At 65.8% G+C, this 21,659-nt stretch carries 9 protein-coding genes; 6 read left to right on the top strand and 3 right to left on the bottom strand.

The features are described from left to right. The first annotated feature begins 2 nt into the window (after positions 1–2). The 5 genes from PV679_RS22850 (at position 3) to PV679_RS22830 (ending at position 15,945) form a co-directional block, all read left to right on the top strand. Positions 3–11,153, top strand: coding sequence for a non-ribosomal peptide synthetase (locus tag PV679_RS22850; RefSeq protein WP_319682223.1), 11,151 nt, complete (start codon positions 3–5; stop codon positions 11,151–11,153). Positions 11,154–11,301: 148 nt separating this feature from the next. Next, the gene (locus PV679_RS22845; RefSeq protein WP_319682222.1) at positions 11,302–12,291 is read left to right on the top strand and encodes a 2OG-Fe(II) oxygenase family protein; all 990 of its coding nucleotides are present in this window, start codon (positions 11,302–11,304) and stop codon (positions 12,289–12,291) included. Between the two features lie 98 nt (positions 12,292–12,389). Further along, positions 12,390–14,834 carry a glycoside hydrolase domain-containing protein gene (locus tag PV679_RS22840; protein ID WP_319682221.1) on the top strand — a complete coding sequence of 815 codons (2,445 nt, stop codon included), beginning with the start codon at positions 12,390–12,392 and terminating at the stop codon, positions 14,832–14,834. An 18-nt stretch (positions 14,835–14,852) separates the two neighbouring features. Further along, positions 14,853–15,293: a hypothetical protein gene (locus PV679_RS22835; protein WP_319682220.1), complete on the top strand. Its 441-nt coding sequence runs from the start codon at positions 14,853–14,855 to the stop codon at positions 15,291–15,293. Further along, on the top strand, positions 15,277–15,945 hold the full coding sequence (locus tag PV679_RS22830) for a M15 family metallopeptidase (protein WP_319682219.1): 669 nt from the start codon (positions 15,277–15,279) through the stop codon (positions 15,943–15,945). Before PV679_RS22835 ends, PV679_RS22830 begins: the two co-directional genes overlap by 17 nt. 97 nt (positions 15,946–16,042) lie before the next feature. Here the strand turns inward: PV679_RS22830 and PV679_RS22825 are convergent, their stop codons facing one another. The 3 genes from PV679_RS22825 to PV679_RS22815 all read right to left on the bottom strand — a co-directional run bounded on the left by PV679_RS22825 (position 16,043) and on the right by PV679_RS22815 (position 20,315). Continuing rightward, positions 16,043–17,443 (bottom strand): MFS transporter, encoded by a 1,401-nt coding sequence (locus tag PV679_RS22825; RefSeq protein ID WP_319682218.1) that lies wholly within the window; start codon positions 17,441–17,443, stop codon positions 16,043–16,045. A gap of 383 nt (positions 17,444–17,826) precedes the next feature. Next, on the bottom strand, positions 17,827–19,365 hold the full coding sequence (locus PV679_RS22820) for an aldehyde dehydrogenase family protein (protein ID WP_319682217.1): 1,539 nt from the start codon (positions 19,363–19,365) through the stop codon (positions 17,827–17,829). A gap of 14 nt (positions 19,366–19,379) precedes the next feature. Beyond that, positions 19,380–20,315 carry a 2OG-Fe(II) oxygenase family protein gene (locus tag PV679_RS22815; RefSeq protein ID WP_319682278.1) on the bottom strand — a complete coding sequence of 312 codons (936 nt, stop codon included), beginning with the start codon at positions 20,313–20,315 and terminating at the stop codon, positions 19,380–19,382. Between the two features lie 629 nt (positions 20,316–20,944). Between PV679_RS22815 and PV679_RS22810 the strand changes: the two genes are divergently transcribed. Continuing rightward, positions 20,945–21,655 carry a CmcI family methyltransferase gene (locus tag PV679_RS22810; RefSeq protein ID WP_319682216.1) on the top strand — a complete coding sequence of 237 codons (711 nt, stop codon included), beginning with the start codon at positions 20,945–20,947 and terminating at the stop codon, positions 21,653–21,655. Positions 21,656–21,659 lie beyond the last annotated feature (4 nt).

Below are 21,659 nucleotides of genomic sequence, written 5' to 3'. Positions count from 1 at the left end.
GAATGTCAAGCGAGCGCTGCGATCTGGAAATGCTGCTCAAGGACGAGTGGCGCAACAAGATCGCGGTACGTGACGATGATCCCGGTGTTCGTACGACGAAGCGCCAGGAAATCCTCATCGGCGGGCGGGACTACACCGCGCTCAAGGACTCGCGGCGCGACCACGGTGTGTCGGTCGGTGCGTTCGCTCTTGCCGCGCTGCACAGCGTCATGCGTGCGTACGGCCATGGGAACCAGACGGTCGCGGCGCTGGTCGACGCCACCGGGACGGACGACCCGCACCGGGCCGGCGTTCTTCCGGTCGTCGTCGACCATGTCGCGCAGGCCCGGCTCACCTGCGCGGCGGCGGTGAAGGAGCTCGACGAGGCACTGCGCAGGAAGGACGCGTACGCGACTCCGGCCGAGCTGCTGCAGCGCGGCCTGTTCGACGCCCTGCTCGTCCTCACCGACCGTGATGTGGCCCTGGCCGACCTGCCGTCGACTCCACTCGCCATGATCGTTCAGGACATCGAGGCCGACGGGTGCCTGCGGTGGACGATGGCCTACGCGGGAGACCTGTTCGAGGACAGGACCATCGCCGGTGTGCTGGACGTCGTACGCGAGGTACTCCGCCAGTTCCTCAGCCGGCCCACGGACCCCGTCGCCGCCATCGAGCTGGCGTCGGAGGAGCAGCGGGAGCAGCTTCACAAGTGGAACGCCACCGACGGCGACTTCCCGGGAGAGAAGCGGCTCAACAACCTGTTCGAGGGGGCCGCACGGCGGTCGCCGGACCGCGAGGCCGTCGTCTTCGGCGACACCAGGCTGACCTACCGTCAGGTCGACGAACGGTCCAACCAGGTCGCGCACTGGCTGCTCGGCGCCGAGATGGGTGTGCGGCCGCAGGAACTGATCGGGCTGTACCTCGACAAGAGCGACCTGGGCGTCGTCGCCACCCTCGGGATCTGGAAGTCCGGCGCCGCCTATGTGCCGATCGACCCGGCCTACCCGGCCGACCGTGTGCGTTTCGTCGTCGGTGACACCGGCCTCTCCGGCATCATCACCAACCGGCACCACGCGGCACGGCTGAGGGAGACACTCGGTTCGCGGAGCGCCGCCGTCCGTGTCATCGAGATCGAAACCGTGCTCGCGCTGCAGGACCTGGCCGGGAGTCGGCCGCGAGAAAGACCACGACTGTCCCTGAGCAGCCGGGACCTCGCCTATGTCACGTACACCTCCGGCACCACCGGCGTGCCGAAGGGTGTTCCCAAATACCACGACAGTGTCGTGAACAGCATCACGGACCTGTCCGAGCGGTACGACATGCGGCGGCCCGGCGAGGAACGCGTCGCGCTCTTCGCCTCGTATGTCTTCGAACCGCACCTGAGGCAGACCCTGATCGCGCTCATCAACTCACAGACGCTGGTGATCGTCCCGGAAGAGATCAGGCTGGACCCCGACCAGTTTCCCGCGTACATCGAGGACCACGGAGTCACGTATCTCAACGCCACCGGATCGGTGCTTCAGTATTTCGACCTGCGCCGCTGCACGAGTCTCAAGAGGCTGCTGCTGGTCGGCGAGGAACTGACGGCGGCCGGACTCCGCCGGCTCCGCGAGAAATTCTCCGGTCTCATCGTCAATGAGTACGCCTTCACCGAGGCGGCTTTCGTCAGCGCGGTCAAGGAGTTCGCACCGGGCGCGACGGCGCGCACGGACCGCAGCATCGGCCGGCCGGTACGGAACGTGAAGTGGTACGTACTGAGCCAGGATCTGAAGCAGCTTCCCATCGGCGCCATCGGTGAGCTGTACATCGGCGGCTGCGGTGTCGCCCCGGGCTATCTCAACCGGGACGACCTGACCTCGGAGCGGTTCATGCCGAACCCGTTCCAGTCGGAGCAGGACAGGGCGCGCGGCATGAACGCCCGCGTCTACCGGACCGGTGATCTGGCGCGCGTACTGCCGTCCGGCGAAGTCGAGTTCATGGGACGCGGTGACTTCCAGCTCAAGCTGAACGGTGTCCGTGTGGAGCCGGGCGAGATCGAGGCACAGGCGTCCGAGTTCCCGGGGGTGCGCAAGTGCGCCGTTGTGGCCCGCGAAGGGGCCGGCGGTACCAGTGACCGCCATCTGGTCGGGTACTTCGTGACCGAGCCCTCGGTGGAGGTGACCGAGGAGGAGCTGCTGGCGTTCCTTGAGCAACGGCTGATACGGATCATGGTGCCCGCTCGCATGATCCGCCTCAGCGGCATCCCGGTCAATGTCAATGGCAAGGTGGACTGGCGCGCGCTGCCGGCGGTGGACATCGCCCGCCCGGCTGGGACGCCCGCGCCCGCCGACAGCGGCAGTGGCAGTCGTCCCACGGATGCGGCCGGTGGCGTTCTCGACGAGCTTCGCGAGATCTGGAGCACGGTCCTCGGAGTACCGGCGACACGGATCGGCGACCGCGACGACTTCTTCCGCCTCGGAGGCCAGAGCATTTCGTGCATCCTGCTCATCGCACGCGTGCGGCGGCGGCTGGGTGTCTTTGTCAGCGTCGAGGAGGTGTTCACCCTCAGAACGCTGGGAGAGCTGGCGCACCACCTGGACCAGCGGCAGGGCCAGGAGCCGGAGCCGGCCGTCGAGCAGGTTCCGGCCGAAGGCGAGTCCGGCAGGCTGATCGCGAACGGCCTGCAGCAGGGTCTGCTGTATCACGCACTGAAGCGCGCGAACGGCGACGACGCGTACGTCATGCAGTCGGTGCACCGCTACCACTGTCGCATCCGTCCCGACGTGATGAGGGACGCGTGGCAGCACGCGCGGCGGAAGTACCCGGCGCTGAGGCTGCGTTTCGAGTGGTCCGAGGAACCGCTCCAGGTCATCGACAACGACGACAGGCCCGTCGAATGGCGGTTCGTCGACCTGAGCGAGGTGGCGGACTGCGGCGAGCAGGATGCTCGTATCAAGGAGCTGCAGGAGCGGGACCGGACCGAGCCGTACGATCCGGCCGCGGGCCGGTTGTTCCGGGTCTATCTGATCAAGCAGCGTGAGGACCTGTTCTCGCTGATCTTCAGTTGCCACCACATCATCCTGGACGGCTGGAGCCTGCCGGTACTCCACGACGACGTGCACCGTACGTACCTTCGCCTGCTCCAGGGCACCGAGATCGAGCCGGCTGAGGACGGCGCGTATGTGGCGGCGCAGCGGTACTGGGAGGCGCACCGGAACGACGACGTCGAGTACTGGACGCGACAGATCGAGCGTATCGACGAACGTGGTGACTTCGGCGGGCTGGTCAGGGAGGACCTCCGGTACCAGGTCGCGCTGAGCGAATACGACCATGTACGTGAGCACCGTACGAAGAAGCTGTGTCTCGGTGCGGACCGGACCGCCGCGCTCAAGGCCGTGTGCGCCGCCCACCGCGTCACACTGCACTCGGTGCTGCAGTTCGTGTGGCACAAGGTTCTGTACGCCGTCGGCGGTGGAAACACCACGGTGGTGGGGACGATTGTGTCCGGACGCAACCCGCGTATCGACGGCATCGAGAACTCGGTGGGCCTGTTCATCAACACGCTGCCCCTGATCGTCGATCACGACGACCAGGCGACGAAGAGCGTCGGAGCGGCCATCAGCGAGATCCAGACCGCTGTGAATACCATGAACAGCAAGAGCGCCGTGGAGCTGGGCCGGCTGGAGACCGGTGGAATGAAGCGCCGGCTGTTCGACACGCTGCTCGTGCTGGAGAACTATCCGCGACTCCTGGACGAGGACGAAGAGCGGGAACACGGCGACCTTCTCCGTTTCGAGAAGGCCTACGACGCCGACAAGGTCGACTATCCGCTGGCCGTCGTGGCGCGCGAGGAGGCCGACGAGCTGACGGTCACTCTCTGGTACGCGGGTGAGCTCTTCGACGACGCCACCATCGACATGCTGCTCGAAGTGACCGACACACTGTTCGGCCAGGTGGCGGACGCCGTCGCGCGACCGGTCGACGACATGGAGCTCGTCTCACCGGCGATGGTCGAACGGTTCGACGCCTGGAACCGTACGGAGACCGAGTTCCCGGCCGACAAGACCCTCCATGGAGTGTTCGAGGAGATGGCCGCGGCCTGGCCGGACGAGGTCGCGGTGGTGTATCGCGAGACACGACTGACATACCGTCAGCTCAACGAGCGGGCCAATCAGTTGGCCCACTTTCTGCGGTCGGTGGCTGAGCTGCGGCCGAATGATCTGGTCGGCCTGGTACTGGACAAGAGTGAGCTGATGATCACCGCGATTCTGGCGGTGTGGAAGGCCGGCGCCGCGTACGTACCGATCGATCCGGGCTATCCGGATGACCGCGTCGCGTTCATGCTGGAGGACACCCGGGCACGGCTGGTGCTGACCAACCAGACCCACGGCGAGCGGCTGCGCGGTCTGCCCATCGCGGCGGGACCGCGGGTGCTGGACATCGAGCGGTTGCCGCTGAGTGAGCGTTCCGAGGAGAACCCGGTCACCGCGGTCAGGAGCACCGACCTGGCCTACGCGATCTACACGTCGGGCACGACCGGCAAGCCCAAGGCCGTACTCGTCGAGCACCAGGGAGTCGTCAACCTGCAGGTGTCGCTGGCGAAGCTGTTCTCGCTCAAGAAGAGCGCGCGGGACGAGGCCCTCCTGTCGTTCTCCAACTACGTCTTCGACCACTTCGTCGAGCAGATGACCGACGCCTTGCTCAACGGCCAGAAGCTGGTGGTGCTCGACGACACGATGCGCACGGACGCTGAGCGCCTGTACACGTACATCAACGACGAGCACGTCACCTACCTCTCCGGAACACCATCGGTCCTTTCGCTGTACGACTACGCGACGACGACGTCGTTGGCCCGCATCGACGCCATTGGTGAGGACTTCACCGAGCCGGTGTTCAACAAGATCCGCGGGATGTTCCAGGGCACCATCATCAACGGGTACGGACCGACGGAAATCTCGATCACCAGCCACAAGCGGCTGTATGCGGCGGGCGAGCGGCGTGCCACCAAGAGCATCGGCCATCCCGTGGCCAACACCACGAGCTATGTCCTCAACAAGTCGATGCGGCGCGTGCCGGTCGGCGGCATGGGCGAGCTCTACATCGGCGGCGCCGGTGTCACGCGCGGATATCTCAACCGTGACGAGCTGACAGCGGACCGCTTCCTGGACAACCCGTTCCAGACTCCGGAAGAGAAGGAGTCGGGGCGCAACGCGCGCGTCTACCGAACAGGCGACCTGGTGCGGTGGCTGCCCAACGGCGAGCTGGAGTGTCTGGGCCGTACCGACCTTCAGGTCAAGATCCGCGGACAGCGCGTCGAGTTCGGCGAGGTCGAGGCGGCCCTGTCGGCGTATCCCGGTGTCAGGCGCTCCCTGGTGATCGCCCGCGAGCATCAGGCCCCGGGGCTCGCGGCAGCGCAGAAGTATCTCGTCGGCTTCTATGTCTGCGACCGTGAACTGGACGAGCAGGACGTGAAGCGGTGGATGCGCAAGAAGCTGCCCGAAGCCGTCGTGCCCTCCCGCGTCCTGCGGATCACGGACATTCCGGTGACACCCAGCGGAAAACTGGACACGCGGCGGCTTCCGGAGACGGACTTCGGGCCGGGTGACGGCGCCGAGTACGTCGCGCCCTCGAACGACGTCGAGGCCAAGTTGTGCGGTATCTGGTCCACGGTGCTCGGCGTCGCACCGGACCGCGTCGGTGTGCATGACGACTTCTTCGCACTCGGTGGCGACAGCCTCCGCGCGATGGTGCTCGCGCAGGCCATCACCACCAGCTTCGGTGGTGGTCTCGGCGTGGCGACCGTCCTCCAGCACACGACTCTCGGTGCGCAGGCGAGACACATCCGGGACATGGCCGCTCGGACGGATGACGACCATGCGGAGCCGGCGGTCGGACGTGCCGCGGCGGGCGCCGAAAACCCTCCGGTGTCGCTCGCGCAGGAACGCCTGCTGTTCATCGACGAATTCGAGGGCGGCACCGCCGCCTACAACATCCCGTTCGTTCTCCGGATCGCGACCGACACCGCCGTATCGCGGGATGCGATCAGCCACGCGCTGCGCACACTGCTGCGGCGCCATCCCGCGCTGCGCACACTGCTCACCACGGACGACGAAGGTGTCCGGCGCCAGCGCACACTGCCGGAAGAGGACGCGTCGGCCCTGTTCGACATGGCCGTGCACGCGGTCGATGGCACCACTGAGCTGGACGAGAAGCTGGTCGAGCGTTCCGAGTATGTGTTCCGTCTGCACGAGGAACTGCCCGTCCAGGTGGACCTGTTCGAGCTCGCCACGGCTCGCGACAGCGTGTATCTGAGCATCGTTGTCCACCACAGCGCCTTCGACGGCTGGTCATGGAACAGCTTCCGCGAGGAACTGGCGGCTCTTCTCCATGGCGTGCCCGAGACGCGGCTCGGGACGATCCACGGCACATACGCGGACTTCGCCGTGTGGCAGCGGCGGTATCTGGCGGGCCGGCGGCTGGCGGCGCTGACCGAGTTCTGGACGAACGCACTGGCCGGGTTCGAGACGATCGGACTGCCGCTGGACAACCCGCGTCCGCCTCGGTTCGACTACCGAGGCCGGGAAATCGAGTTCGCGCTCGACGAGCGGACCACGGAAGCGCTGCGGAGCCTGGCCCGGTCGTCGAGGGTGAGCCTGTACAGCGTGCTGCTCGGCGCCTGGTGCCTCATGCTGCGTATGTACACGGGCCAGCACGACTTCGTCGTGGGAACGCCCTCCGCCAACCGCGGACGTCCGGAGTTCGACCGCACGATCGGGTTCTTCGCGAACCTGCTCGCGTTGCGTGTCCGGGTCGACCCGGACACGACCTTGACGGAGTACGTCCGCTCGGTCGGTGCGGACGTCGTGGCGGCACAGGTCCACGGCGAGCTGCCGTTCGAGCAACTCGTCAAGGAGCTCGACCTGGAGAAGGATCCGAGCCGCCACCCCGTTCTGCAGGTCAACTTCACTCTGCGGAGCGCCACGGACCACGTCCATGGTGGCTCCGTGGCGGACGAGCGGCCGGTCCTGACCGACTACAAGCCCGACGGCGGCGGCTGGACGGCCACCAAGTTCGACCTGTCGGCCACTCTCACCGAGACCTCGGGCGGACTGGCGGGCAATCTGACGTTCGCCGCGTCCCTCTTCGACGACGCGAGCGCCGACGGCTTCATCTCCACGTTCCAGCACATCCTGCGGCAGTTCGCCCGGCTCTCCTCCACCGGGCACCAGGCCAGGCTGGCGGAGGTCACCGGCCTCGACGAGGCGGGCCGGGCGGCGCTGCCGGCAGCCGCCGATGACATCGACGCGCCGGGCTTCGCCGCCGGCCCGTCCCGGACGCTTCACGGCGTGTTCGAGAAGATGGCCGCGGCCTGGCCGGACGAGGTCGCGGTCATGTATCGCGAAACGGAGCTGACTTACCGTCAACTCGACGAGCACGCCAATCAGTTGGCGCACTATCTGCGGTCCGTCGTTCCGTTGCGGCCGAATGATCTGGTCGGCCTGGTACTGGACAAGAGTGAGCTGATGATCACCGCGATTCTGGCGGTGTGGAAGGCCGGAGCCGCGTACGTACCGATCGATCCGGGCTATCCGGATGACCGGGTCGCGTTCATGCTGGAGGACACCCGGGCACGGCTGGTGGTGACCAATCAGGCCCACGGCGAGCGGCTGCGCGCTCTGCCCATCGCTGCAGGACCGCCGGTGGTGGACATCGACCGGCTGCCGATGGGCTACCGGTCAACGGAGAAGCCGGTCACGCCGGTCACCGGCACCGACCTGGCCTATGCGGTCTACACGTCAGGCACGACCGGCCGGCCCAAGGCGGTACTCGTCCCGCACCGGGCGGTGGACAGCTTCCGGGAGCAGTTGGACGGGCGCTACTTCGGGACACCCGACGCGGCACGACAAGGTGTCCTGTTCCTGGCCAACTACGTTTTCGACTTCTCCGTCGAGCAGTTGGCGCTGTCGATCCTGAGCGGTCACAAGCTCATCATTCCGCCGCCGTCACCCGCCCACGACGACGGCTTCTACGACTACGCGAACCGCGCCGGGCTGACCTATGTGAGCGGCACACCGACACAGATCCAGCAGTTCGACCTCGGGCGTCTCACGCGTCTGCGCTGTGTGCTGGTCGCCGGAGAGGCGTTCCATGAGCGCCACTTCGAGAAGATCCGGCGCGAGTACTCCGGACCGATCATCAACGCGTACGGGACGACGGAGACAGCCGTCTACAACACGGGCCGGCGCTTCGAGCCCGGTGAGCGCTACCGGAACACCATGGGGCAACCGCTCGGAAACAGCCGGCTCTACGTGCTCAGCGACTCGATGAAGCCGCTTCCGCCGGGAGCGGTCGGCGAGCTGTACATGGCCGGCGAGTGTGTCACGGACGGATACCTGAACAGGCCGGAGCTCACGCGTGAGCGATTCCTGCCGAACCCGTTCCGGACCGAGGCCGAGCACCGCGCCGACCGATGTCCGGTCATCTACCGGACCGGCGACCTCGCTCGGCGGACCCGGAGCGGCGAGATCCAGTACGTGGGACGCAACGACGCACAGGTCAAGATCCACGGCCTCCGCATCGAACCCGGCGAGGTGGAAGCGGTCCTGGCCGGCTGTCCGGGCGTGCGGGAGTGTGCCGTCATCGCCACGGCGGACGAGCGCGCGCCGGACAGCGAACGGCTTGTCGGCTATTACGTCGCGGACGCCGGCGCGATCGTCGACGAGGACGAGATCTTCGCCGTCCTGCGGGCGAGACTGATGCCGAGCATGGTGCCGTCCCTGCTGGTCCGGCTCGACGGGCCGCTGCCGATGACCATCAACGGGAAGCTCGACACCAAGGCTCTGCCGAAGGCGGTCCTCTCGGCGAAACGGACGGCCCACGCGGCTCCGCGCAGTCGGACCGAGGCCCGGCTGTGCCAGTTGTGGAACGCCCGGCTGCCGGGCGCCACGGTCGGCATCGACGACGACTTCTTCCGGTCCGGCGGTGACAGCATCAGCGCGCTGCACCTCGCGAGCCAGGTGCAGCGGGAGGTCAAACGCAAGATCAGCGTCAAGGACATCTTCGACTTTCCCACCGTCCGACTGCTGGCCGACAACGTACTGGCCGGGCCGGAAGGCGAGCACGGCACGCAGGCCGACAAGCGTGAGGAGCCCGAGCATGGCCGGCTGAGCGGCGACTGCCCGCTGCTTCCCATCCAGGAGTGGTTCTTCGCGAAGCCGCTCGCGGACCGCGACTGGTGGAACCACAACTTCGCCATCAAGACACCACCGCTCGACGTGGCGAAGCTGCGTCAGGCCACGGCGAGGCTGGTCGAGCACCATGACGCGTTCAGCCTGCGGTACACCGGGTTCGACGGCGGCGGTGACAAGGTCATCCAGACCTACGGCGACGGCCGCCCGGACGTCGTACTCCATGAACTCGACGTGAGCGGCATGCGGCACGAGGACGTCAGCCGGCGGCTCGCGGAATGGCAGAGCGGTTTCGACCTGGAGCACGGCCCGGTCCACTGTGCGGCTTACCTCCATGGGTTCGACGACGGCACCGCCCGCGTCTGGTTCGCTCTGCATCACCTGATCGTTGACACCGTGAGCTGGCACATCCTCGCGCAGGACCTGGAGATCCTGTACCACGGTGGCGAGCTGGAGGAGAAGACGAGCAGCTACCGGCAGTGGGCCGAGGCGCTGCGCCGCTATGTCCCCACCGAAGACGAGCGGCAGCTCTGGGCGGAGATCACCCAGGACATGGCGACGGCATCGGCCGGGCTGACGGCGGAACCGAACAGTGCGGCGACACACCATGAGGAGTTCGCGCTGAGCCCGTCCGACACACGGACCTTGCTCACCGAGAGCCACCGGGCCTACGACACCACGGTGAACGACCTGCTGCTGACGGCAACCGGATGCGCGCTGCGGTCGATCACGGGGCTGGCGACGAACTACATCACGGTCGAAGGCCACGGCCGCGAACTGTTCGACGGAGCTCCAGATGTCCGGGACACGGTCGGATGGTTCACCACCATGCATCCGCTGGCTGTCGAGGTGGACCCGCGGGACCTCGGGCGCAGCCTTCTCGGGACGAAGGAGGCCCGCCGGCGGGTGCCGCACCACGGCGTCGGCTACGGCGCTCTCTTCGGCAGGTACGGCAGCGAGCGTGCGCCACTTCCGCTGGTCAGCTTCAACTACCTCGGGCGGATCTCCGACGAGGGACAGCACGGCGGGCCGGACCAACTGGTGGGCTGGCGGCTCGACTCGGCGATGTCGGGCAGTAACGTCTCCGGTCGCGATCGGGGAGCCGACCAGTTCAGCGTCGATGTGACGATGAGGTGGACCGGCGATCGCCTGGTCACCGCGGTCGACAGCCGGCTGGACCTGGCCACCACTCAACGGTTCGCCGACGAACTGAAGTCATGGCTGGAGCGGTTGGCCGCGCACACGTCGACCGTGACGAGCGACGGGCGGGGCCACAGGCAGACAGCTCCACAGGCAGCACCCGAGGACGTCTTCGACCCGTACATCATCGTCAACGAGGAAAGCGCGGAGCACACCCTCTTCGTCTTTCCGCCCGGCGAGGGCGGCGCCGAGAGCTATCTGAGCAATATCGCGCAACGGCTGCCCGGGTGCCGGCTCGTGCTGTTCAACAATGTGCATCTGCACTCTCCGATGAATTCGTTCGAGGACCTGGCCCGGTTCTATCTCCGGCACATCCGCGACCTGCGGCCGTCCGGCTCGTACAGTTTTCTCGGCTGGAGCTTCGGAGGGGTTCTGGCTCTGGAGGTGTCGCTGCGACTGGCGCGTGCCGGTGAGAAGATCGACAACCTGTTCCTCATCGACTCGTACTTCAATGTGCGGCAGGCGTCGGAGCGGATCGGACTTTCCGACGTCGAGGACATCCTCGATCCGATCAACTACCGTTACGTGCCGAGCCAGGCCGATCTGGAGCGGCTCGGTGCCCGCATCGGAAACCTGGTGCTGTTCAAGGCGGACGAGCTGAACGACATCGTGCGGGACGACCAGCAGCGCCGGCTGTTCGAGTTCTACCAGCGGTCGTCGTACAACGGCCTGGACACTCTCCTGCCGGCCGAGTCGATCGGGATCCACCTCCTGCGTGGTGAGACCCATCATTCATGGGTACGAAACGAGCGCCTGGTCACCGGTGTATGCGCACGCGTTTCCGCGTCGTTGGCAGATACCTGGTGACCAGGCCGATGGTGAAACCAGCGTCCCGTTGTTCCGATCGGGTGCCGCGGACCGCGGTCGCGCGCGCGAACCGTTCGACCGCCCGGAACGGCACATCGCGCGTCATGTCCAGTCACCCGCGTCAGGTGCAGAGTCTATGGAGGGTTCCATGCCAATTCTGATGCCGTCAGCCGAAGTTCCGACCATCGACATCTCGCCGCTGTTCGGAGACGACTCGAACGAGAAGACGCGCGTCGCGCAGGAGATCAACAAGGCGTGCCGGGGATCCGGCTTCTTCTACGCGTCGAACCACGGCATAGACGTAGAACTGCTGCAAGACGTGGTGAATGAGGTCCACCGGAATTTGACGGACAGGGAAAAGTACGACCTGGCGATCAACGCGTACAACAAGAACAACCCGCACGTACGCAACGGCTACTACATGGCGGTCAAGGGGAAGAAGGCGGTCGAGTCCTTCTGCTATCTGAACCCGTCGTTCAGTGACGACCACCCGATGATCAAGTCCGAGACGCCGATGCATGAGGTGAACATCTGGCCGGACGAGGACAAGCATCCACGGTTCCGGCCCGTCTGTGAGAATTACTACCGGGAGATGCTCCGGCTCTCCACGGTGATCATGCGAGGGATCGCGCTGGCTCTGGGGAAACCCGAGAACTTCTTCGACACCGCGCTCGCGGAAGCCGACACGCTTTCCTCCGTGTCGCTGATCCGCTACCCGTACCTGGAGGACTATCCGCCGGTCCAGACGGCGCCGGATGGTACGAAGCTGAGCTTCAAGGACCATCTGGACGTCTCGATGATTACCGTGCTGTACCAGACCCAGGTGCAGAACCTGCAGGTCGAGACGGTTGACGGTTGGCAGGACCTGCCGACGTCCGAGGAGAACTTCCTTGTGAACTGCGGTACATACATGAGCCACATCACGAACGACTACTTCCCGGCTCCGAACCACCGCGTGAAGTTCGTCAACGCCGAGCGGCTGTCTCTTCCGTTCTTCCTCAACGCCGGGCACAACAGTGTTGTCGAGCCGTTCGTGCCGGAGGACGCGGCCGAGCAACTGAAGAACCGGCCGATGTCGTACGGCGAATATCTTCAGCACGGTCTGCGTGCGCTGATCGTCAAGAACGGCCAGACCTGAGGGCGGTCCTGAGAAGACCGGATCCAGTGCATTCCCTCTCGCATCACAGCGTGGTGCCGGGAGGCAGAGCCGTGTGTACGGAGAGGCAGGAGACGGTCTTGGCAGACGACAAAGTTCTCGAAGCGCAGAGGTGGGTGAACGCCACGTACGGCAATGTGGCGGGCTATGCGCGGTGTCCGGAGGACGGCCGTACGGGCTGGTCCACCATGTACTCCCTGATCATGGGTCTCCAGCACGAGCTGGGCATCAGCCCCGTGGTCGCGAGCTTCGGTCCCACCACTCTGAGTAAAGTGCAGGCCCTCGGTGAGATCGGCTTCGGCTGGGAGGTGAACCGCAATATCGTCGCGATCCTCGAACACGGCCTGTTCTGCAAGGGCTACTGGGCCGTCGAGCCCGACAGTTACGGCTGGTTCACCGGGGTCACGCGGGAGGCGGTCAAGGATCTCCGCTCCAACATGGGCATCCCCGAGGGCGACGGTACTGTCACGGCCCGGATTTTCAAGTGCGTCCTCAATATGGACGCCTATGTGGTGGTCGCCGGAGGTACGGACAAGATCCGCGACATCCAGCGGTGGCTGAACGGCCGCTACTGGCAGCGAGATGCCTACAACATCGGTCCGTGCGAAGGGATCTACTCCCGTGACGTGCAGAAGGCACTGATGATCGCGATCCAGTACGAGCTGGGTATCGCTGAGCCGAACGGCAATTTCGGTCCGGCCACCCAGGACGGGCTGCGGAGCAGGAATCTCGGCTCCGGCGACTCCGGTGTCTTCGTCGAACTGTTCTCCGCGGCCTGCGTGTTCAACGAGCCGATCGGTGATTACCGGACCAACCAGCGCGGCACCTACGACACGGCGCTCGCGGAATACGTCAAGGCGTTTCAGCGGTTCTCGCAGATCTCCACTGACGGTGAACCGAACTACGGCCGCGGGGACTACGCGACATGGGCGCAGCTTCTGGTGTCCATGGGAGACGCGGACCGGCCGGCGACCGGCTCGGACACCCGTTTCGAGATCACCGCCTCGCGGGCGAAATGGCTGTACGACAACGAATACCGCGTCGTGGGCCGTTATCTGTACGATCCGCCGGGCTCCACGCTGGACAAGGAGATCAAGCCGGGCGAACTGCGGACGATCTTCGAGAACGGGCTCAAGGTCTTCCCGATCTACCAGGACAATGCCCGTGAGCTCGCCGATTTCACCTACGGCCAGGGCTACCAGCATGCGCTGAACGCTCACCAACTCGCCTCTGGCTACGGCTTCAACCGCGGCACCGTCATCTACTTCGCCGTCGACTACGACGCCACTCAGGAAGAGATCGACTCGGCGATCGTGCCGTACTTCCAAGGTGTCTCCGCCGGCCTTGCCGGCCAGGGAAAGAAGTACCTGCACGGTGTCTACGGATCCCGCAACGTGTGCAGCAACGTCACCAACAAGACCTTCGCCCGCTACTCGTTCGTGTCCGGCATGTCGTGGGGCTTCTCCGGAAATCTCGGCTTCACGTTGCCCACGAACTGGTCGTTCAACCAGATCAAGGAGTTCCGGGTCACCAACGGGTCCGACGGCTTCGACCTCGACCGCGATGTATGGCGCACCGGGAGCGACCCGGGCACCGGATCGGTCAACGACCAGGCGGGCCCGGGCGACGCCTTCATCGGCTACATCGAGAGGCTGTACGCCGTCGCCGTCGAGTACAACTCCTCCGACCGCAGTCCCTCACAGCTCGTCATGGAATACATCCGGCACACTGAATACGGCAATAAGGACTGGCAGAACGAGCTGGGCTGGTGGTTCCTGATCGGCGGGTACGACGAAGAATTCGTCAACTTCGCCAACTCCAGGGGCATGTACATCATGAAGGCGTTCAAAGACCCGTTCACCGGCTACGACCTGGGCGCCGAACACCTCATGGCCACCGCCAACGGTCACTTCCTCACACCGCAGGATTCCAACCAGAAGAGCGCCAACGGCGGCGACGTCGCCGGCTGGGCGGGCGACTGGATGACCTTCTACGCGGAATGGCGCAATTCCGAGGAGCAGTACGCCTCCGGAAAGGCGTTCTGCGACGCGAAGCTGGCCGTTCCCGGTGAGGCGTCCTCCTTCGGCTTCAACGACCTGATCGAGGACGCCGACGGCTATCTGATCGCGCGCGCGGTGCGCGGCGGGAAGACCATCGTCCAGGCCGTCAGGGACCACTACAACGGCGGCGGGGGCCTACGCCGGTTCAACGACTTCTTCCAGGGCCGCTGGGGAACGGCGGAGAACTGCGAGTACGCCGCTCACAACGTCCTCACCGCTTCCGACATCACCCTCGGCCTCGGACGGAAGCAACTCATTATGATGGCGGGAGCGATGCTGCCATCGATCCTGATCAACACGCCGGGCGGGTCCGAGAAACTGGACTCGTTCGAGCAGGGCTTCGTGGACACGATCCTGGCCCGCACGGGAATGGAGACCCGGTTGGCCTCCACATATCGGGCGAACCACGAGAGGTACCTCCGGGAGTCGCGTTCCCGCGCGGCCGCGCGCGCACGGGAAAACTGATCATCGGAGGTACGGAGCGTGGAACTGGTGGCGCTGCTCGCGGTGCCGGCGCTGACCGCATGGTGTGTGTGGAGCGTTCGGAGTGCCTTCATCGCGGTGAAGTGGCTGCTCACCGGAGTGTGGCGGGACCGCCCCAGGTGGTGGGTGCACCTCGCGTCGGCACTGCTCGCCGCCGACGTGGTGGTGTGGCTTCGAGGCGCTTTCTCCGGCGGACTGAACACGGAGAAGATGTGCAGGTTCGCGCATCACACCGTGTACGACCGCTCCTACCGTGAGCGGCACCCGGACGAGCCGGGGCGGCTGTTTCCGCTGCACAACAAGTGCAATGAGTACTACGACCTCGTACCTGCCTGGGTGAATCCAACTGTTGGCGTTCTCACCGTCTGCACCGTCGCCGCGCTGTGCGTCGCGGTGTGGTCGGTGCTTGTCCGAAGGAAGAGGCATGAGGGAATTCATTGACCGTCGTCGGGTCCTGGCCACCGGTGCCGGCCTGGGCGCTGCCACGGCCCTGGCCCCGATTCTGTCCGGTACGGCACAGGCCGAAGACAGCGGCCCAAGTCGTGTCTGGAACGGGACAAGATCGGCGAACGGCTGGCCGGTCCTGGACAACGGCGAGAACTTCACCATCGAAGGTTCTGGCCTGTCCGTCCGGCTCGCCGCCGGATCCGTGGCAGTGATCCTGCTGCATGTGGCCCGCCGGTTCCACTACGAGATCAACCAGCTCCGCGAGGGTGATGTGCGCGGCCACATCCGGTCACGGAACATCCTCCAGCGATACGAGTCGAATCACCTGTCCGGTACCGCCGTCGCGATCCGTCCGGACGCCTTTCCGGCGGGCGTGAAAGGCGGCCTGTATCCGTATGAGCTGGTCGTCGTCCGGGACATCCTGACGGAGCTCGATGGTGTCGTGGCATGGGGCGGCGACTTCGCCACACCGAAGGAGTCGCACTTCGAGATCGCGTACAGGCCGGAACACCCGAAGGTGAAGGGAGTCGCGCGGAAGATCCAGGGATGGGACAGCGGCCCCGGCGGCGAAGGTGCCGGGGCGACGGACGCGTTCGACCCGAGGCGTCAGGCCCGGGCCCGGGACTTCGTCCGCCGGACCGGGTAGCCGCCTCCGGCGCCGACCACTCTCGGTGCGGACCGGGATCACGCCGGCCATCGCGTTCGCCCATGCTCACGGCGAGGCGGCGATGACCGCTCGTTCGTCAGCGCCGGACGGTGTGTTGTGTATCGCGCAGGGCGGGCAGCACGGGTGTGAGCGCGGCGAGGGCGAGCAGGATCACGGCGATGGCCTGGTACGCGTTTCCGTAGCTGTCCGCCAGCGCCGCGGGAGTGTCGGTGGTGTCGGCCGCGGTGATGGTCAGCACCACGGCGAGGCCGAAGGCACCACCGAACTGTCTTGTGGTGTTCATGAGCGCGGAGGCCGCGCCGGCGTCGGCGGACTCGACACCTGAGGTGACCGTGGTGGTCAGCGGGGTGCTGAGCAGTCCGCCGCCGAACGAGATCGCCACGGCCGGCCCGAAGACGCCGGTCAAGTAGTCGCTGTCCGGCGTGACACCGCTCTGCCACCAGAAACCCATCGCGGCGAGCAGCGCTCCGGCGGCGATGAGGGCTCTTGCCTGTACGTGCCGCATCAACCACGGGATGAGGACCAGTCCGACCAGAAGCATCACCACCGCGTGCGGCAGAAATCCCAGGCCCGTCTGCGCGGCGTTGTAATGCAGAACATCTTGCATGGTCAAGGTCAAGAAGTACCACAGCGGGACCTGGCTCGCTCCTGCCAGCAGCATCGCCAGGTTGCCCCAGCCGATCCCGGGCAGCCCCAACAGGCGCGGTGGTATCAGCGGTGCCACGGCGAACCTTCCTTCAACCACCATGAACGCGGCAAGGGCGATGATGCCGCCGAGGAGGGGCAGGGCCGTGTCGAGGTCGGACCAGGCGTGCGTGTGGGCCTGGGAGATGCCGAGGGTGAGCAGGGTCAACGCGGCCGTGGCCAGCACCGCGCCGGGCAGATCCAGCCGGACCCGTTGCCGCGGTGCGCCGCGTCGGGCGAGCAGCCGGGCGCCGAACAGGATCGCCGGAAGCCCGATCGGCACATTGATCAGCAGTACGGACCGCCAGGACAGGTACTCGGTCAGCACACCGCCGAGCAGGTTGCCCGAGGCACCGCCGGCCAGGCTCACCGCGGTCCAGATCGTCAACGCCTTTGTACGCCGGGGGCCTTCGGGAAACGTGGTGGTCAGCATGGTCAAGGCCAGCGGGGCGAGCACGGCGGCGCTGATCCCTTGCGCCGCGCGCGCCGTGATCAACATCGCCGGAGTGGTGGCGAGTCCGCCGAGCAGACTGGCGGCGGTGAACACCGAGAGACCACCAACGAAGGCCCGCCGATGTCCGTAGAGATCGGCCAGCCTCCCGCCCAGCAACAACAGCCCGGCGAACGCCAGCGTATAGGCGCTGACGACCCATTGCAGGCTCGCCGGTGTGAAACCGAGATCTGCCTGGATCGACGGCAACGCGACGGTCATCACCGAGACATCGAACAACACCAGGAAATGCGCCGCACACGCCAACGCGAGCGCCTTCGTAGCCGCGGATCTCCCCTGCATGGCTGCAACAACCCCCGTTGACTACTGATCCATATGCCTGCGAGCGCAGGTGTGGGCGCACTCCGTGCTAGGGCGTGTTTCGAAAGTAGCGCCGTCCGCCCCCTGGGGCGGGGCTCGCGGCGTCTGGTGCGTGCGATCGCAAGGCGGAGGATCGTTCGCGTACTGGATGTACTGGGACGACTCCGACAACGCGGCGAGCGTGCGTGCCAGGCGTCGCGAGCCAGGCGGGACTTTCGAAACACGCCCTAAGGCGAACCGTGTCCCGGATCCCGGTCAGAGACTCTCCAGGCGGCTCGGCGCCATCGCACGGTGCGGTCTCGTTCTCCTCCGCGCGACGGTGGCGACGACGGACCTCCTCCGCTCGTCCCATTCGGCAGCAGGCCCTAGTGGGAGAAGTTCACACCCTGTGCCAGGGCCACCTGTCCGGAGTAGTTGACCGTGTTGGTCGCGCGGCGCATATAGGCCCGCCAGGCGTCGGAACCGGACTCGCGCCCGCCGCCGGTCTCCTTCTCGCCGCCGAACGCACCGCCGATCTCCGCACCGGAGGTGCCGATGTTGACATTGACGATGCCGCAGTCCGCGCCGTCGGCGGCCAGGAACCGCTCCGCCTCGCTCTGGTCGGTGGTGAAGATCCCGGACGACAACCCCTGAGGTACGTCGTTGTGCAGCCGAATCGCCTCGTCGAGGTCGCCATAGGTGAGGATGTACAGAAGCGGCGCGAAGGTCTCCTCACGCACCACGGCGGTCTGCGCGGGCATCCGTACGATGGCGGGCCGGACGTAGTGGGCGCCAGGAGCCGACTCGGTGAGCTGTCGCTCGCCGCCGGCACACAGCGTGCCGCCCTCCGCGGTCGCACGGTCGAGGGACGCGCGCATCCTGGTGTGGGCGGTTTCGTTCACGAGCGGCCCGACCAAGGTGGTGTCCTGGAACGGGTCGCCGATCGGGAGCCGACGGTAGGCGCCGACGAGCCGCTCGACGACGGTGTCGGCGATGTCGTTGTGCACGATCAGCCTGCGGAGCGTGGTGCACCGCTGGCCCGCCGTGCCCGTGGCGGCGAACACGGCCGCGTTGATGGTGAGATCGAGGTCCGCCGACGGGGTCACCACCGCGGCGTTGTTCCCGCCGAGCTCCAGGACGCTGCGTCCGAACCGGGCAGCCACGCGTGGACCCACCGCACGGCCCATCCGGGTCGAGCCGGTCGCGCTGATCAGCGACACCTGAGGTGAGTCGACGAGTCGCTCGCCGATCTCGGCCGCACCGAGAACGACCTGGTTGAGGTTGGCCGGGGCGCCGGTCTCGGCGATGGCGCGGTCGAGCAGGGCGGAGCAGGCGAGGGCGGTCAGCGGGGTGAGCTCGGACGGCTTCCAGACGACGGTGTCGCCGCAGACCAGGGCCACCGCGGTGTTCCACGCCCAGACGGCTACCGGGAAGTTGAAGGCGGTGATCACGCCGACCACGCCCAGTGGGTGCCAGGTCTCCATCAGCCGGTGACCGGGGCGTTCGGAGGGCATGGTGCGGCCGTAGAGCTGCCGGGACAGGCCCACCGCGAAGTCGCAGATGTCGATCATCTCCCGCACTTCGCCGAGCGCCTCGGAGCGGATCTTGCCGGCCTCGATGGTGACCAGGTCGGCGATGTCCCGCTGGTGCTCGGTGAGCAGCTCGCCGAACCGCTTGACCAGCGCGCCGCGCACCGGCGCCGGAGTGGTCCGCCAGTCGCGGAACGCCGTCCGCGCGGCTTCGACGGCCCGCTCGACGTCCGCCGGAGTGTCGGTGCGCAGGCCGAACAGGCCGGCGCCGGTGATCGGCGTGCGGGCGGTGATGGCGTCGCCCTTGAACACGGCGAGTTCGACTCCGCAGCGCGTCAGAGCGGTCTCCGCCCTGGCGCGTATGCCGTCGGTACTGCTGACTGCTGCTGTGACCATGGCGGCCGCTCTCCCTATGCCTCGGACTTCCTGCGGATGTTGACGTAGTTGCCTTCGATCCAGTCCTTGAACGTGGCGGTGTCGCCGTCCAGGCTGATGTCGAATCCGCAGCGCCTGGCCAGAGGGACCGAGAACGTGAAGTCGGAGTTGGGGCGCAGGAAGAAGACGCTGGATGTGCGGCCGCTGCCCGCGATCTGATCCCGGCTCGGCGCCGCGACATGATGCTTCGGGGCCTTCACCTGACCGCCGGTCACAAGGGTCGCGACGGCTCCACAGAAGACAAGAACCGCGTCCGGTTTGGCCGGCAGGTCCACGAAGGTGCCGCCGACCTCGCACTGCAGGCTCACAAAGCCGTTCGGGCACGGCGTCTGCTGGATGAGTGTCACCATCGACAGGTCGTAGTGCGGCGCCATCCGAAGGGGCTGTTCCTCGGCGCTGCGGTTCTCGGGGACCTCGGGGAAGTACCGGAACCTCAGCAGGGGTTCACAGTTGACGAATGATTCGGTGCCACCATCCGGTTCGGTTCCGGTCGTCTTCAGGACCTGCCTCGCCACGTCCCGCGTGGCGTCGTACATGCGGTCGAAGTAGTGCGTCCAGACCCGTTCGAAGTCCGCTGTGGGGAACAGGTTGTCCAAGATCCCCATCGAGTAGCACATCGAGTAGTCCGAGTAGGTGCCGGTGTTGGTGATCTGCGCGGTGCTTTCCGACTCCAGGCCGGTGAAGCCGCGTCGAATGGTGGGAATCGTGGAGGTGACCGCCTGCTTCTCCGCCGTGGTGCCGTGCTCGAAGAAGTCAATGGCGACGTCCTTGGCGGATTTCTGATCGGCCTCCGACAGGACGCTGTCCGTCAGATAGAAGACGCCTATTTCTGCCAGGCAGCTACGGAACTCGTCCTGGTGGAGCCCCTCTTGAAGCTCGACCAGGCTGAACGTGGGCACCGTCGTGTCCATCGACACTCACTGCTCCTCTCGTAACCGGGTGGTCAACAGCACAGTGGAAAACAACAGGCTGGGAGGGCTGAGAGCACTCTCAGCTCTTCAAGGTCTTTCAGCGCGGCCGTCAGATGATCGCGGCTTCGGTGCCGCGGAAGCGCGCGGGACCCGGAGCGCCGGCCGGCTCGGGGCCTGGGCGGCTCGGGGCCTCGGCGGCCTGTGAGGCGTTGGCGTGCGTGGTGCGTGCGTGGTGCGTCTCAGACGGTGCGGGTCTCTGCCCAGGAAGCCGGCGGTCATGTCGTGACGTCCCGCGAATTCAGGGAAATAGAGGGCACGTGTCAACATTCGGTCGACGTGCAGCAGAGTAGCAGCCGCCACACCAACTCGAACAGGTGCTTTCCTGCCGTTGACAGAAAGCCGCGAAGAGAACTCCGAGAGAGCTGGAAGAGGATCACAAGAGCAGTGCAGGGCAGGATGGCGGTGCAAAACACGCAGTTCACCCTGGTGGCAGTAGGCGCTGGAAGCTTCCGATAATTCATCCGCTTCGTCGTCCCGGCCTCGCCGTTTCAGTAACCGCAAGCCTGAGCGCTCGACGCATGTGAATCAATCGTCATCAGCAGTTGGACTCAATCTCAAGGGAGAGCGTAATGAACGACTACTCTCATGAAAAGTTCCTGGATTTGAATGTATTTCGGGGCGTGGGAGAAGACCCGGTCTACCACCCTCCTGTCGTGACAGGACGGCCGCGTGAGTGGCCGCTCGACCAGTGGGCTGATGCGCCGCGCGATCTAGGGTTTTCTGACTTTGCCCGCTACCAGTGGAGAGGCTTGCGGATGCTCAAAGATCCGGAGACGCAAGCGAGCTACCACGACCTGTTGTGGGAATTGCGCCCACGTACGATCGTTGAGTTGGGTGTATATGGTGGCGGCTCGCTGGTCTGGTTTCGTGACCTGGCCAAAATCATGGGCATCGATTGCCAGGTCATCGGAATCGACAAGGACCTTTCCCGATGTCAAATCCCGGCCTCCGAGCGGTCGAACATCTCCCTTTACGAAGCTGACTGCGCCGAACTGGAAACATTTGAGCCTCTCCGTGACGCAGCTCACCCGTTGATCTTCATCGACGACGCACACGCCAATACGTTCAATATTATGAAATGGGCCGTCGATCATCTACTTGAACAAGGCGACTACTTCATTATCGAAGACATGATTCCATACTGGCACCGGTACAGTCCGAAATTGCTGGCCGAGTACCTCGCGGCCTTTCGTGATGTGCTGACCATGGACATGGTGTACGCCAACGCCAGCTCGCAGTTGGACCGAGGTGTCTTTCGTCGGTCGGTGGTGAAGGAGTAAGGGC

It is taken from the genome of Streptomyces sp. AK02-01A, assembly GCF_033795305.1.
Classification (GTDB): Bacteria; Actinomycetota; Actinomycetes; order Streptomycetales; family Streptomycetaceae; genus Streptomyces.
This window is presented reverse-complemented; position numbering and strand designations above follow the sequence as displayed.

Excerpts from the sequence above, each read along its gene's own strand:
- PV679_RS22850 (WP_319682223.1), top strand. The coding sequence starts at position 3 with ATGTCAAGCGAGCGCTGCGATCTGGAAATGCTGCTCAAGGACGAGTGG.
- PV679_RS22830 (WP_319682219.1), top strand. The coding sequence starts at position 15,277 with ATGAGGGAATTCATTGACCGTCGTCGGGTCCTGGCCACCGGTGCCGGC.
- PV679_RS22815 (WP_319682278.1), bottom strand. The coding sequence starts at position 20,315 with ATGGACACGACGGTGCCCACGTTCAGCCTGGTCGAGCTTCAAGAGGGG.
- PV679_RS22845 (WP_319682222.1), top strand. The coding sequence starts at position 11,302 with ATGCCAATTCTGATGCCGTCAGCCGAAGTTCCGACCATCGACATCTCG.
- PV679_RS22810 (WP_319682216.1), top strand. The coding sequence starts at position 20,945 with ATGAACGACTACTCTCATGAAAAGTTCCTGGATTTGAATGTATTTCGG.
- PV679_RS22825 (WP_319682218.1), bottom strand. The coding sequence starts at position 17,443 with ATGCAGGGGAGATCCGCGGCTACGAAGGCGCTCGCGTTGGCGTGTGCG.
- PV679_RS22820 (WP_319682217.1), bottom strand. The coding sequence starts at position 19,365 with ATGGTCACAGCAGCAGTCAGCAGTACCGACGGCATACGCGCCAGGGCG.